General features: G+C 64.2%; 13 protein-coding genes. 7 read left to right on the top strand and 6 right to left on the bottom strand.

The window, feature by feature from the left end:
- Positions 1-176: 176 nt before the first annotated feature.
- Positions 177-605, top strand: a complete 429-nt coding sequence (locus tag ACODSP_RS18385; protein ID WP_488967009.1) for an NUDIX hydrolase — start codon at positions 177-179, stop codon at positions 603-605.
- An 86-nt stretch (positions 606-691) separates the two neighbouring features.
- Here ACODSP_RS18385 and ACODSP_RS18380 read toward each other — a convergent pair whose 3' ends face one another.
- Entirely contained in the window at positions 692-1,711 is a 1,020-nt protein-coding gene (locus ACODSP_RS18380) for a DDE-type integrase/transposase/recombinase (RefSeq protein ID WP_488967008.1), read from the bottom strand.
- A gap of 317 nt (positions 1,712-2,028) precedes the next feature.
- On the opposite strand from ACODSP_RS18380, the gene rutA reads away from it, so the two are divergent.
- From rutA to rutD, 4 genes are read left to right on the top strand one after another with little or no spacing between them, the layout of a single operon-like run.
- Positions 2,029-3,108 (top strand): pyrimidine utilization protein A, encoded by a 1,080-nt coding sequence (gene rutA, locus ACODSP_RS18375; RefSeq protein ID WP_488967007.1) that lies wholly within the window; start codon positions 2,029-2,031, stop codon positions 3,106-3,108.
- Positions 3,105-3,836, top strand: a complete 732-nt coding sequence (rutB, locus tag ACODSP_RS18370) for a pyrimidine utilization protein B (RefSeq protein ID WP_488967006.1) — start codon at positions 3,105-3,107, stop codon at positions 3,834-3,836. The genes rutA and rutB overlap by 4 nt, the downstream gene beginning before the upstream one ends.
- Before the next feature lie 27 nt (positions 3,837-3,863).
- Positions 3,864-4,253 carry a pyrimidine utilization protein C gene (gene rutC, locus ACODSP_RS18365; protein ID WP_102115081.1) on the top strand — a complete coding sequence of 130 codons (390 nt, stop codon included), beginning with the start codon at positions 3,864-3,866 and terminating at the stop codon, positions 4,251-4,253.
- On the top strand, positions 4,250-5,032 hold the full coding sequence (rutD, locus tag ACODSP_RS18360; RefSeq protein ID WP_488967005.1) for a pyrimidine utilization protein D: 783 nt from the start codon (positions 4,250-4,252) through the stop codon (positions 5,030-5,032). Before rutC ends, rutD begins: the two co-directional genes overlap by 4 nt.
- Before the next feature lie 56 nt (positions 5,033-5,088).
- Here rutD and ACODSP_RS18355 read toward each other — a convergent pair whose 3' ends face one another.
- The 3 genes from ACODSP_RS18355 to ACODSP_RS18345 all read right to left on the bottom strand — a co-directional run bounded on the left by ACODSP_RS18355 (position 5,089) and on the right by ACODSP_RS18345 (position 7,643).
- Positions 5,089-5,394, bottom strand: coding sequence for a type II toxin-antitoxin system RelE/ParE family toxin (locus tag ACODSP_RS18355; protein ID WP_488967004.1), 306 nt, complete (start codon positions 5,392-5,394; stop codon positions 5,089-5,091).
- A 2-nt stretch (positions 5,395-5,396) separates the two neighbouring features.
- Entirely contained in the window at positions 5,397-5,642 is a 246-nt protein-coding gene (locus ACODSP_RS18350) for a type II toxin-antitoxin system ParD family antitoxin (protein ID WP_488967003.1), read from the bottom strand.
- Between the two features lie 75 nt (positions 5,643-5,717).
- The gene (locus tag ACODSP_RS18345; protein ID WP_488967002.1) at positions 5,718-7,643 is read right to left on the bottom strand and encodes a TonB-dependent receptor domain-containing protein; all 1,926 of its coding nucleotides are present in this window, start codon (positions 7,641-7,643) and stop codon (positions 5,718-5,720) included.
- 237 nt (positions 7,644-7,880) lie between these two features.
- Here ACODSP_RS18345 and ACODSP_RS18340 point away from each other — a divergent pair, with 237 nt between their 5' ends.
- The gene (locus tag ACODSP_RS18340; RefSeq protein WP_488967001.1) at positions 7,881-9,050 is read left to right on the top strand and encodes a diguanylate cyclase; all 1,170 of its coding nucleotides are present in this window, start codon (positions 7,881-7,883) and stop codon (positions 9,048-9,050) included.
- A 194-nt stretch (positions 9,051-9,244) separates the two neighbouring features.
- On the opposite strand, the gene ACODSP_RS18335 is transcribed toward ACODSP_RS18340, so the two are convergent.
- Positions 9,245-10,522 (bottom strand): virulence factor family protein, encoded by a 1,278-nt coding sequence (locus ACODSP_RS18335; RefSeq protein ID WP_488967000.1) that lies wholly within the window; start codon positions 10,520-10,522, stop codon positions 9,245-9,247.
- Positions 10,519-13,095 (bottom strand): bifunctional lysylphosphatidylglycerol flippase/synthetase MprF, encoded by a 2,577-nt coding sequence (mprF, locus tag ACODSP_RS18330; protein WP_488966999.1) that lies wholly within the window; start codon positions 13,093-13,095, stop codon positions 10,519-10,521. The genes ACODSP_RS18335 and mprF overlap by 4 nt, the downstream gene beginning before the upstream one ends.
- A gap of 130 nt (positions 13,096-13,225) precedes the next feature.
- Between mprF and aptA the strand changes: the two genes are divergently transcribed.
- Positions 13,226-14,554: an omega-aminotransferase AptA gene (aptA, locus tag ACODSP_RS18325; protein WP_488966998.1), complete on the top strand. Its 1,329-nt coding sequence runs from the start codon at positions 13,226-13,228 to the stop codon at positions 14,552-14,554.
- The last annotated feature ends 97 nt before the right edge of the window (positions 14,555-14,651 follow it).

Here is a 14,651-nt window from a genome sequence, read left to right as displayed (position 1 = left end):
CAGGGGCACTGCCGGCCTTCACGCCGCAGTCTGGGCCCCATGTAACATTGAATGGCCCCGTCCCGTAATGTTAATGTCACAAAACGGTCATGTTGACCCAAGATACTGGGTGATTATCCGTCGCACTAAGAACGGATAGCTATTCAGGCAGTTCGTTCAGGGTGTAAAAGCAATAAATGGGTGATCGCAAAAACACAGTCCAGCATGCGGCCCTGCCGTTCCGCATGACCGTAACCGGCCCGCAGATCCTTCTGGTCACCTCGCGTGAAACGCGGCGGTGGATCATTCCCAAGGGCTGGGCGAAAAAGAATGTCGAACCGCATGAGATGGCGGCCATCGAGGCGTTCGAGGAAGCGGGCGTGCGTGGCAAGGTCAAGAAGAAGGCCGTGGGCGAATACCGCTATGACAAACGGCTGGACGATGGCAGCACCATCACCTGCGACGTGTCGGTCTTCCCCCTGGAAGTGTCAACCGAACTCCCCGACTGGCCCGAACGCACCCAACGCGACCGCCGCTGGTTCCCCCCCGCCGAAGCCGCCATGCTGATCAGCGAGCCGGGGCTGGTGGATATTTTCCAGAAACTGGCGGTGAAGTGGGAGGATTGAGGGCAGGTCGGAGTTAGGTTCGTCCATCCTATCAAATAAGCGCCTCCCTGGCGAAGGCCGGGGCCCAGGGGCCGCACGCACCACCCTCACCGCCTGCTCCGCTCGCCGCGCCACAACATGTGGGCACTTGACCCCTGGGCCCCGGCCTTCGTGTTATGTCCCGTCAGATTGTGTAGAGTTTCAGCTGGGCTTTTGTATCCTAAGCATCGCAGCCTAGTGTGATTGTAGTTTTGGACGAAGGTTTTGAGGAAGTCATTTCGCTCTTTTTGAGAGGCGAATTTGTTTTTACCGCGATTGGCGCCTGTGGAGGGGCGGTCTCGGATGGCCTCGCTGATGCGCCTGTTGAAGCGCTCGACCATGCCGTTTGTCTGGGGGTGGAAAGGCTTTGTCAGGCGGTGCTTGATATTGTTCTGCGCGCATGTCCTGTCGAAAGGATGGTTTCCTGAAGGTAGACCTTGGGGCTTGCCCTTCATGTCAACGGCGAACCTGTCGGTGAACTCGCTGCCATTGTCGGTGAGGATGGTGTGAACGCGGTGGGGGAAGGCCTCCAGGAACCGGACCAGACAGGCATTGACGGTTTCGGCCCGTCTGTCGGTCATGATCTCGATATTAACGAAACGGGTAACACGGTCGATGGCCACGAAAACATAGGCAGGCTGGCCTTCGAGCCGCGGCAGATGTTTGAGATCGATATGGATGAACCCACAGGTCGTCTGGTCGAATTTGCCGCTGCCAACGGTAGGCTTGTCTTCCACCTTGGCCGGACGCTGCGCCACGCCGAGCCTGTGCAGGGCCCGATGGATCGCGCTGCGCGAGAGTTTCGGGTTCACGCAGCGGTTCATCACCTCGACAATATCGTCCAGGCCAAGACCAACATCCCGCCGCAATTCAACGATCAGCGCCTCCTCCACCGCCGAGGTGCTCTGGCTAAGATTGTGCCGGACGTGCGAGCCATCCCCCGTATGGTCCCGCTTCTTCCAGCGACGGATCGTCGTTTCGCTGACGTTCAGCTCAATCGCCAGTTCCGCCACCGATGCATCGCTCGACTGAATATACGCGCGCGTCCGAGGGGTCGTCTTGGCGTTCTTGTGAAGATTGATCAGCATCTTGCCTCCGATTACGCAGATAGGATAACCCGCGGGCAATATTATCCAACTCTACACAATCTGACGGGACATAACACCTTCGCCGGGGAGGCCGGAAAAGAGTACGGCAAGCCCCAAACCACCCGCCCAATTTCCCGCCACCTGCCGCTTTTCCTGGCACGCTTGCCGCAACAGGCGTAGCATCTCCCCCAGACCGGTCACGCACCAAGACCGGGCTTTGCCTTGATTTCCGCCATTCAGGCGCCCTTGGCACGGAACCTGCGAAGCTGATTGGCTTTCCCACGTTTCGACCCAAGGTCACTTTCAGGGGAGGCAGGATGGAGATCGGTATATTCATTCCCATCGGGAATAATGGTTGGCTGCTGTCGGAGAACGCGCCGCAATACAAGCCCAGCTTCGATCTGAACAAACAGATTACCCAATCGGCGGAAAGGCACGGTCTGGATTTCGTGCTGTCGATGATCAAGCTGCGTGGTTTCGGCGGCAAGACCGAATTCTGGGACCATAATCTGGAAAGTTTCACCCTGATGTCGGGTCTGGCCGCCGTGACCAGCCGCATCAAGATCTACGCCACCGCCGCGACCCTCGTCATGCCGCCCGCCATCGTGGCCCGCATGGCATCCACCATCGACAGTATCTCCGGCGGGCGCTTCGGCGTGAACCTCGTCACCGGCTGGCAGCGGCCGGAATATTCACAAATGGGTTTGTGGCCGGGGGATGAGCATTTTGCCAACCGCTACGACTATCTGGCCGAATATGCCACGATCCTGCGCGAGCTTTGGGCCACGGGCCGCAGCGACCTGAAGGGCAAATATTTCCAGATGGATGATTGCCGCCTGTCGCCGCGTCCGCAGGCCGATGTGAAGCTGATCTGTGCCGGGTCATCCAATGCCGGCATGGCCTTTTCCGCGCAATATGCCGACTATAATTTCTGCTTCGGCATGGGGGTGAACACGCCCACCGCCTTCGCCCCCACCGTAGACCGGATGCGGGTGGCGGCAGAAAAGACGGGGCGCGAGGTTTCCTCCTACGTCCTGTTCATGATCATCGCGGATGAGACGGACGAGGCGGCAAGGGCCAAGTGGGAGCATTATAAGGCCGGTGCCGATCAGGAGGCGATATCCTGGCTGGGCGTGCAGGGTGCGGCCGACACCAAATCAGGCTCTGACACCAATGTCCGGCAGATGGCCGATCCGGTGTCGGCGGTGAATATCAACATGGGCACCCTGGTCGGGTCCTATGAAACCGTGGCCCGCATGCTGGACGAAGTGCCGACGGTGCCCGGCACGGGCGGCGTGCTGCTGACCTTCGATGATTTCGTGAAGGGGGTGGAGGATTTCGGCACCCGCATCCAGCCGCTGATGAAATGCCGTCAGCATATCAAGGGGCCGGCATGAGCAGCGCCGGTTATGAACCGCCGGCGGCCCGCACCCGGTCGGTCACCCTGCCGGCCCGCCCGGAACCGATCCGCCTGAACCCGGCAGAAACCGCTGTCATCGTCGTGGATATGCAGAACGCCTATTCCACGGCGGGCGGCTATGTCGATCTGGCCGGGTTCGACATTTCCGGCGCGCGCGGCACCATCGCCAATATCAAGCGCACGCTGGATGCCGCCCGTGCCGCCGGTGTCCTGGTCGTCTATTTCCAGAATGGCTGGGACCCGGATTATGTGGAGGCGGGGGGGCCGGGCTCCCCCAACTGGCACAAATCCAACGCCCTGAAAACCATGCGGGCAAGGCCGGAGTTGCAGGGGCAATTGCTGGCCAAGGGCACCTGGGATTACGCCATTGTGGAGGAGTTGCAGCCGCAAAAGGGCGATATCCTGATCCCCAAGACCCGCTACAGCGGCTTCTTCAATACCAATGTCGACAGCGTCCTTCGGGCACGCGGCATCCGTAATCTGGTCTTTGTCGGCATCGCCACCAATGTCTGCGTCGAAAGCTCGCTGCGCGATGCTTTCCACCTGGAATATTTCGGCGTGATGCTGGAGGACGCCACGCATCATCTGGGGCCTGACTTCATCCAGAAGGCGACCGTCTACAATGTCGAGAAATTCTTCGGCTGGGTCGCCACCGTCGATGATTTCTGCGGGGTGATCTCCCAGGCCGCCCCCCTGTCCGAATAACACACCAACAAACAGGAGCAGCAAACCATGCCCAAGCAGATCATCGTTCCCGAGGGCACGCAGAAACCCATCGCCCCCTATTCGCCGGGCACCCTGGCTGATGGCGTCGTCTATGTCTCCGGCACCCTGCCGTTCGACAAGAACAACGACGTGGTCCATGTCGGCGATGCCGGGGCGCAGACGCGCCATGTGCTGGAGACCATCAAATCGGTGATCGAGACGGCGGGCGGGACCATGGAGGATGTGACCATGAACCACATCTTCATCACCGACTGGGCCAATTATCAGGCCGTGAACAAGGTCTATGCCGAATATTTCCCGGGCGACAAGCCGGCGCGCTATTGCATCCAGTGCGGTCTGGTCAAGCCCGACGCGCTGGTGGAAATCGCCACCGTCGCCCATATCGGGAAAAAATGATGCATGTGGAAACCTATGGTCGGGACGATGCCGACGCCCCGGTCCTGATCCTGTCGTCGGGCCTGGGCGGCTCCGGTACCTACTGGGCTGCCCAGCTCCCCGCCCTCACCCCGCATTTCCGCGTCATCACCTACGATCATCACGGCACGGGGCGCACGGGCGGGATGGTTCCTGAAAATGGCGGGATCACCGCCATGGCCCATGACCTGCTGGACATCGCCGACCGTTTGGGCGTGCCGCGTTTCAGCCTGATGGGCCATGCCCTGGGCGGCCTGATCGGGCTGGATCTGGCCTTGCGCGCGCCCGACCGGCTGGACAAGCTGGTGCTGATCAATGCCTGGAGCAAGGCCGATCCGCATTCCGGTCGCTGCTTCGATGTGCGCCTGGAACTGCTGGAAAAATCCGGCGTGCCGATGTTCGTGAAGGCACAGCCTTTGTTCCTCTACCCCGCCATCTGGATGGCCGAGAATGCCGACCGCCTGGATGCGGAGGAAGCGCACGCCATCGCGCATTTCCAGGGTGCCGACAATATCCGCCGCCGCGTCGCCGCCCTTCGCGGCTTTGATATCGATGCAAAATTGGGGTCCATCCCCCACCCCTGCCTCGTCATCGCCACCAAGGATGACCTGCTGGTCCCCTACAGCCGCTCCCTGCGTCTGGCCGACGGCCTGCCCAACGCACAGCTGCACCTGACTGATTTCGGCGGCCATGCCGTGAATGTGGTCGACCCAGACGGGTTCAATGCGGCGGCACTGGGGTTTCTAAGCAAAACGGCATGATCGTAGCGCGGATTAGCGAAGCGTAATCCGCGGGAACCCCGGCGGCGCTTCGCGGATCACGCTTCTTCGAAATAGGTCTCAACATCCCGGTGCGCCTCCAGGATATTGATCACCTCCAACCGATCCTCAACATACTGAAAAAACACCACATATCCCCGAAACGGCGATGACCGCATGCCCGCGCGCAGTTCCGGACGGGGCCGGCCCAGGGCACCGGGCAGCCGGGCCAGTTTGCGGCAATGGTCATCCACCGCCGTCACAAATTTCTGCGCCACGGCGGTGCTCAGGCTCTGCCGTGCAATATACCGCATGATATCGGCGACATCCCGCCGGGCGGCAGCGCTGTAAAACAGGCGCCGCACGCTCAATAGCCCTCTTTCTCAAGCTCCAGCGACACCTGCGACATTTCCCGCATCAAATCCTCAGGCGTGCCAAAGCCGCCTTCGGCAATCGACGCATTCAACGTATCGCGGAGCGCCTGCAACCGCGCCTCGCGCTCCTCCACCAGACGCAGCCCCTCACGGATGACCTCGCTGGCGGAGCCATAGCGACCGCTTTTCACGGCATCATCCACAAACGTCTCCCACCGGCGACCGATCGACACATTCATGCTGCCCTCCCTGGTGCTGACGATCACAGCATAACATGGATTGCGCATTCTTTGTTATCAACCGGTCGCCACCCCTCACATCCTGACCGTCAGCGCCAGACGCCAGGTACGTCCCGCCATCGGCTCATATTCCCCATCGCCTTCGACAAAGAACCCCTGCGCATCGAACAGGTTCTGCACCTGGGCGCGCAGGCTGGTTTCCTGCCCCCACAGGCCGAATTCCTGGCGCAGGCCGGCATCCACCAATGTATAGGCCGGGGCATCGGCCAGATTATCGCCGCGCGACGTCGTTTTGGCGCTGTGATCCACGGTCATGTCGACCGACAGCCCCTCCACGATGCCGGGCGCATAATCGACGCTGGCCTGCCACTGCATCCGGCTTTGTCCCACGGGCCGCCGCCCGATCAGGCCCCGCTCCACCTCGTCCCCCCGCACCTCCGGGTCCAGCAGGACAGCGCCCAGCACCACCGACAGCCCTTCCACCGGCTCCCCCGACAGCGACGCCTCCACCCCCCGGTGCCGCACCTCGCCCAGGAAGCCATAGCGGTCCGCCGCATCCATCCCGTCATAGGGCCGGCGCACATCGAACACCGAACTGGTCAGGGTCAGCGGCCCGACGGCGGTACGAACCCCCGCTTCCCACTGCGTCGTCTTCACCGCCGGCAGCACCGCATTGCGGTTGACCGCCGTGATGGGCGCCGACCCGCTTTCCTCCAACCCCTTGGAATAGCTGGCATAGGCGATAACGTCATTGTCGAACCGCCAGGCCGCGACCGCATTGTAGAGCCAGGGCTTGGACCCACCCCGCGCCTCCCCGCCCGTGCCGGGCCGCGCGATCTTGGTATAGTCGGCCTTCTGCACCCCGGCACCCAGGTCCAGCCGCCCATCCCAGGACAGATTATAGCCCAGGCCCAGCGTGTGCTGCTTCACCTCGTTGCGGTCCTGGGGCTGGTCGAACCCCACCAATGGCTCCGCCACATTGGGCCGGCGATCCATGGCCCAGGGGCCGTAATCCACCTCGATATCCCCGCCCTTGCGGCTGCGCTTGGACAGGCCGCGCCCGGCCAGGCTGATTGTCTGCTGTGTCTGGCCGTGTACCCATTCATAGGCGACCGAGGCCTCTCCCGACCATGCCGCGTACCGCGTGGCCGGCAGCAGGACATGCAGCATCCGCCCCTGCCGGTCCTGGTCGACCGACAGCAGGGCAAAGGCGTCATAGGGCAGGCGATGCACCGACCGGAACAGGCCGGCCCGCGCCGTCAGCCCGTTCATCAGCCCCGCATCGACGATCACCCCCTGGTTCTCGCTCTCATAGGCCCAGTCGGCCCAGGGCAGCGTATGATCGACATCCCGGTCCACGCGCGGCGGCAGATAGGGGCCGTCGGGCAGGTAGTTGGGCACCACCTCGCTGTCATGCATCTGGTCCCAGTCGGCAAAGCCCGTGACCGACACATCCTCCGTCACCTGCCAGCGCGGGACGAAGCCTGCGGACCAGGACCGCTGATCCCCGCCAAAGGCGCCATTGCTGTCGGGCCGCGCGGCCACCCCCGCCGACAGCTTGAACCGCCCGTCCGCCGCGACATAGGCCGTGTCCAGTTCCAGGAAGGGCGATGTCCGTGGATCGATGCCGACCCGCATCTCCGCCCCCGTCCGGTCCGGGTTACGCAGCGACAGGTCGGCGATGCCCGACGGGGCCGGGAACAGCAGGCCGACGGTATTCAGCCCCACCCGGATGCTGGTCGCATCCACCACCCGGTCGGACAGCGATCCCTGCTGTGAGATGAACAAGCCCTGCAAACGGACATTGCCGGCACTGTCGGGGCTGAACCCGCGCACATTGCCGGCATCATAGAGACCGATGGATTCGGTGCCCACACGCAGGCCGAAGGCATCGGTGGCATTGCGTACGACATTGTCGTCGCTCTGCTGCGCCGTCACCGGCAGGGCGGACAGCAGGGCCAGGGCACAGACACTGCACCCGGCAAAATTCCTGATGGACATGGATCACTGCCTGATTTTGTTCTGGTTGGTCGTTTGCGGCAACAATAGGCCCCTCACTACCACAGGCTTTTTGCATCCGCCATAGGATATATTCTTTGATCGGTGCGGTCCTCCAACCCTGGTTCGATGACGGCCCCGGCCGGTCTTTTCGGTCACCCTATGCCATTGCACAGTTTCGAAAGCGGCCTTCCTGGGTTTACCTGACACTGATCGTTCCATGGGTGCAGGAGAACAAAGGTGGCAGGTGATCGCAATGTGGTGGGCCGGCTGACAGCCGCCTATGTGATCGCCCTGACCCTGATCGCCATCCTGTCGGGCGGCGTGCATCTGCTGCTGGACAATGTCATTTCCGAACAGCGTGATGCCGCCACCATCATCAATGTCGCGGGCCGGCAGCGCATGCTGTCACAGCGCATATCCCTGCTGGGCAACGACCTGCACCAGGGGGATGAAACGGCGCGGCAGCCGCTGCGCGACGCCATCGCCCTGATGCGCCGGTCACAGGATGCGCTGGTGCATGGCGATGATCTGGGCATCTCCAACCCGCTGTCCCCCACCGCCAGCGCCCATTATTTCGCCGGCCCCAGCCCGCTGGACGCGCGCGTCCGCGCCTTCCTGGACGATGCCGACCGGTTTGCGGAAACCGGCGACGAGACATCGTTCCGGCAGTTCCACCTGGCCGCCCGCGACACGCTGCTGCCCGCATTGGACCGGGCCGTGACCATCTTCGAGAATGAAGCCAATGGCCGCACCCATTGGCTGCGTCAGGCACAGAAGGTGGTGCTGGCCATCCTGCTGACCACCCTGCTGGCAGAGGCGGTTTTCATCTTCCGCCCCATGGTGACGCGCATCCGGCTTTATGCCGGTCGCCTGTTCGATCTGGCCAGCCGCGACAGCCTGACGGGCCTGCCCAACCGCCGCTTCCTGGTTGATACCGGGGAAGCGGCGGTGATCCAGGCCCGGCGCGAGGGCACGGAACTGTCCTGCCTGCTGGTCGATCTGGACCATTTCAAAGCCATCAATGACCAGCATGGCCACGCCACCGGCGACGCCGTCCTGGTCCGCTTCGCCGAACTGGCCCAGACGGCCCTGCGCCAGGGCGACATGGTGGGCCGCACAGGGGGCGAGGAATTCGCCATCCTGCTGCCCGGTGCCGGGGAGGCGGGGGCTTTGCTGGTGGCCGAGAAGCTGCGCGCCATGCTGGATGCTGACCGCAGCGCAGGCCTGCCGCATTTCACGGCCAGCATCGGCGCCACGACGCTGGCCCCCGGCGACCGTGGCCTACCCGACCTGTTCTCCCGCGCCGACGCCGCGCTTTATGTCGCCAAGGGCCTGGGCCGCAACCGCGTGCGGTTTGAGGCGGGGCAGAGCACGGCCCCCCGGACCGAGATGATGGAGATGGCGTAAGGCCCCCCCCCTCACCCTCCCAAACGCTTGCGCGTTCGGGCCCCTCCCTCTCCCGCCAGCGGGCGAGGGGCTAAGTTTCACCCATCACCAAAGTTCCGCCCCTCGCCCACGAACGTGGGAGAGGGAGGGGCCCGTCGGCGCCAGCCGACGGGAGGGTGAGGGCAAAACGCGGGAAAGTGAAGCCAACACCCCCCTCACTTCCCCTCGCCACCACCTCCCATCCTTACCCCCACACCCGCCAATATCCGCGCGGCCAGCGCCTCATAATCACCGTCGAAATGATGGCCACCCTCGGTCGCCACCACCTCCACGCCGGTTCCGGTCAGCGTATCGCACACCCCTTCGGCATCCTCGCGACCCTCAAAACATTGCAGTTTGCCGGGCGCGATCCGGTCCAGGTCGGGCTTGGTCGGTTGCGTGCTTTCGCTGTTGGCGGTCAGGAACTCGCCCACCGTCACCTCGAAATTGGCCCTGGCCGACAGGGCCAGCAGCGAGACCTGCACCACACTGTCCCGCTGCTCCGCCGGCAGCAGGTTATAAAGGGCGGGCATGACATCGGCGCCGAACGAATATCCGACCAGCACCACCTTCTCCACGCCCCATGCCTTGCGGTAATGGGTGATCAGGCGGGACAGGTCGGTGGCACTGTCTTCCGGCGACCGCCAGGCCCAATAATAGCGCAGCATATCCAGGCCGACCGTGGGCACGCCCTGGGCCTGCAGATATTCCGCAATATCCTTGTCCAGATCGCGCCAGCCGCCATCCCCGGAATAGACGATGGCCAGCACCCCATGCTTCGCGTCCGCCGGCAGCTCGGTCAGCGGCAGGTCGGACAATTCATCGGCCCCCTGCGCGCCCACCCGCCGCGTCATTTCCGCGATCAGCCTTTCGCCCGGCCGCCCACCACCGCTGGGCCGTACCACCGGCACCTGTGCCCCTTGCGGGTTGGCGCAGAACGGCTTGGGCAGCGGCCCTTTGGCCTCGTCCACGGCCACTGCCCCCCCCAGGATGGCGGGTGTGCCGGTGCCGGCCATGGCCACCGCCATATCCGCCCCCGCCCCGATCCCGGCCAGTACCGGCAGCTGATAGCGTTTCAGCCCCAGCCCCCGCTGTGCGGCATGGGCCACATCCTGCAGGGCCCAGCTGGGGTCCACGCATTCCCCATCCGCCGCCACCACCCGCGCCGTCACCTCCTTCAGGTCCAGGCCGATGACCACGACGCCCGCATGCACCAGACGGCGGGCCAGATGCCCGCTGCGCGTGTCCCATCCTTCGGGGCCGGACAGCAGCATGACCACCGGCCCATCCTGCCGCCCCATGGCCTGCATCACCCGCACGGGCCCCAGCAGCCCATCCACGGGCAGATGCACCCAGGAGGGGGCGATGTCATGGCGGTGAACCCACCAGGCAGGAATGGTCAACGCCGCCAGCCCCGCGACCAGCAGGCCCATGATCACGCCGCGCATCGTCATTTCCCCACCACTCCCCGCAATCCACCGGCAATCAGGACGGTAATATCGGCCAGGGCCAGCATCGGGTTCAACCCGCCCGGCACCGCCATATAGCGTGCTTCCCATTCCGGCCCGAACTTGGACTTGAAGGTACGCAACCCGCTGAAATTATAAAACCGGTCCCCGCGTTCATAGACGGCTCTGCCCACCTGCTGCCACAGGCCCACAGCGCTGGCCGACAGGCCCGATAGCGGCGCCATGCCCAGGTTAAAGCGCTTGTACCCCTGTTCCTTGAACATCAGGATCAGGCGCATCAACAGATATTCCATGACGGCGGGCGGCGCCTTGCTGGAGAACCGCATCAGGTCGATGCTGGCCTCTTCCGCCTGCGCCGTCAGCATCAGGCTGGCAAAGGCCACCACCTGCCCGTCACGGCGCAGCACGGCGACGGGGCGCAGCGCCATATAATCGGGGATGAAGGCCCCCAGGGAAAACCGCTTCTCCCGCACATTATGCGCCGCCATCCAGTCATCCGACACGGCGCGCAGTTCATCCAGAAGGGCCGGAACCCCCGCCGCCGGCACCATCTCGAACTGCACGCCCGCCTTTTCGCAGCGGTTGGCGGAATTGCGCAGATTGGCCCGCTTCGACCCTTTCAAGTCGAAGGCCTGCAGGTCCACCTGCGCCTCCTCCCCCAGCTTGAAGGCCACCAGCCCCATATCGGCATAAAGCGCCAGGTTTTCCGGGGCCACCTGATAGAACACGGCCCGCCCGCCCGACGCCCGCGCCATCTCCACGAACCGCCAGATCAGGGTTGCCCACTCCTCCTCATGCCCCACCGGATCGAACAGCGCGATCCAGGACCGTCCCTGGCGGGCATACATGATGAAGGCCTGACCATTTTCGGAAAATAGCAACTTCTTGTCGCCCAGCAACGCCAGTTGCGCCCCCGGTCGGCGCTGCGCATCCACAACGGCCAGCGCACGGGCCAGTGTATCCTTGTCCGGGTCCGGCAGGTCGGCCATCACGGCGGGCCGCAACAGCGCCCACCCGGCCCCCAGCCCCGCCAGCAGCGCCACGCCCAGCAGGGCCCGCAATCCGCGCGGCGCCTCGCCCGAAAACTCGAACTGCCACCACAGGTCATGGGTGTAATCGACGCTCTTATAGACAAAGAACAGCACGGCCAGCGCCGCGATCAGCAGCAGGCCGACCGCCACCAGCCAGGGCCGCGTCAGGGCCGAATGCAACAGCGAGGCCTTGCGCGTAAATTCCCGCCGCGACAGCAGCAGCAGGCCCAGCAGCACCGCCAGCAGCACCATCTCCGTCAGGGCCAGCGCCTTGGCCAGCGCCAGCACCATGGCCGCCAGGACGATGGACACCGCCGCCCACCACGCCCCGTCCAGCCGGTATGTCACCCCCCGCGCCACCACGAACAGCATCAGGCCCAGCACGGATGACAGGAAATGCGCCCCCTCCACCAGCGGCAGGGGCAGCAGGCCCGACAGCAGGTCAAGGCGCGCATCATCGGCGGGCGTGACCCCGGAAAAGACCAGCATGCTGGCCAGCAGCAGGGTCAAGGCCCCCAGCACGGGCGGGGCCAGCCGGCGTCCGGCCCGCACCACGCGCGTATCGGCCAGCAGCCCCGCCACCCGCCGCGTCTCCAGCAGGGCCACAGCAACACCCGCCAGCAGCAGCGGCACGACGTGATAGACGACCCGGTACAGCAGCAGCGCGCCCAACACTTGTTCAGTGTCAGCCCGTCCCGCCACCGCCGCCATCACCACCGTCTCAAACACGCCCAACCCGGCGGGCACATGGCTCAACACGCCCAGCCCGATGGCCACGGCATAGATGGCGATGAAGGAGGGCAGGTCGATATCGGCACTGGCCGGCAGCAGCACCCACAGCACCGTGCCCGCTGCCGCAATATCCACAATGGTCGCCAGAAACTGGATGATCAGCAGGCGCGGCGCCGGCGGCTCCACCGACCAGCGGCCAATCTTCACCGTCTGATGCCGCCCTGACGCTACGACCAGCGCACCCAGCAGGCAAAGGCCGACCGCCCCCACCCCATGCCCGATCCATCCCGGCAGGCCCATGCCCGTAACATCACCGGCAATGAACAGGCCCAGCGCCGTCACCCCCGCGACACCCAGGCCAAAGGTGGCCGTAACGAACCCGACGATCCGCGCCACCTCCTCCGGCTCCAGCCCGTGCGGGGTATAGAACCGATACCGGATGGCGCCCGCCGTCAGCGGCCCAAACCCCACCGTATTGCCCACCGCATAGGCGCAGAAGGAGGTGAGGCCGATCACCGGATAGGGCACCTTGCGCCCGACATAGCGCAGCGCGGTCCAGTCATAGAAGGTCAGGGCCAGGAAACTGACGCCCGTGGCGGCGAGCGCCACCGCCAGCGCCCATCCGGGCGTGGCGCGCAGGGCGTCCACCACCTCCTGATACGAAATCTCCGCCGCCAGGTGCGACAAGGCCGTCCAGGCCAGCGCGCCGACAGCCAGGATCACCAGTCCCGTCAGCCCGCCCTTGACCCAGCCGCGCCACGGAACCCGTTCTTCGTCACCCGTCACATCCGCCATGATCCGCGATCACCCCTTTGGACCTTGCTGCCCCGGTCCTTTCCGGTTGTCATCGGCCAACTTCCTGCACACGGCAAATTACTTCTATGTCATCCTATGCCCCTCTTTAACAAGATGGAGCAACCGTGTCGTGACCGGAACCACGCACCCTTCCACCAACAATCTCGATGCTTTCTGGATGCCGTTCACCGCGAACCGGCAGTTCAAGCAGACGCCGCGCATGCTGGTTTCGGCCAGCGGCATGTATTACCGCACCGAAGATGGCCGCCCCATTCTGGATGGCACCGCCGGCCTCTGGTGCGTGAATGCGGGCCATTGCCGACCGGAGATTGTAAAGGCCATTCAGGCACAGGCCGCCGAAATGGACTATGCGCCCGCCTTTCAGATGGGCCATCCTGGTGCGTTCGACTTCGCGTCACAGCTCACGGCCCTGCTGCCCGCCGGCCTGGACCATGTGTTTTTCACCAATTCCGGTTCAGAATCGGTGGATACCGCACTCAAGGTGGCGCTGGCCTATCACCGCGCACGCGGCGAGGGGCAGCGCACCCGCTTCATCGGGCGTGAACGCGGCTATCATGGCGTGGGTTTCGGCGGCATTTCCGTGGGCGGCATCGTCACCAACCGCAAGGCGTTTGGCACCATGCTGCCCGGCGTCGACCACCTGCCCCACACCCATGACCGGTCACAACAGGCCTTCTCAATCGGCCAACCGGAATGGGGCGCCCACCTGGCGGATGAGCTGGAACGTATCGTCGCCCTGCACGATGCCAGCACCATCGCCGCCGTGATTGTCGAACCGGTTGCCTGCTCCACCGGTGTGCTGGTCCCGCCCAAGGGCTACCTGGAACGGCTGCGCGCCATTTGTGACAAGCATGGCCTGCTGCTGATCTTTGATGAGGTCATTACCGGCTTCGGTCGCCTGGGCACGCCGTTCGCCACCGATTATTTCGGCGTCGTGCCCGATATCATTACCGCCGCCAAGGGCCTGACCAACGCCACCGTCCCCATGGGCGCCGTCTTCTTTCAAAAGAAGATCTACGACGCCTTCATGACGGGGGCGGAACACATGATTGAGCTGTTCCACGGCTACACCTATTCTGGCCACCCGCTCGCCGCCGCCGCCGGTCTGGCGACGCTGAAGGTCTATAAGGATGAAGGCCTGCTGACCCGCGCGGCGGACCTCAATGATTACTGGGCCGACGCCATCCATTCGTTGCGGGATGCGCGCCATGTCATCGACATCCGCAATCTGGGCCTGATCGGCGCCATCGAACTGGAACCCCTGCCGGGCCAGCCGACCAAGCGCGCCTTCTCCACCTTCCTGAAATGCTTCGAAAAGGGCGTCCTGATCCGCACCACCGGCGACATCATCGCGCTGTCCCCACCGCTGATCGTGGAGAAATCCCAGATCGACCAGATCGTGGAAACCATTCGCGAGGCACTGGCGGGAGTGGAGTAGACCCGCACTTTTACTCCCCTCCTCGTCATCCCGGCGGAAGCCGGGACCCAGCGAGAGCAGCGATAGCTGCGACATGACTCATATCGGCGCTGACCGC

The organism is Niveispirillum sp. FG156 (assembly GCF_057809555.1).
The sequence above is the reverse complement of the archived record's forward strand: the minus strand, read 5'-3'. Positions and strand labels throughout refer to the sequence as shown.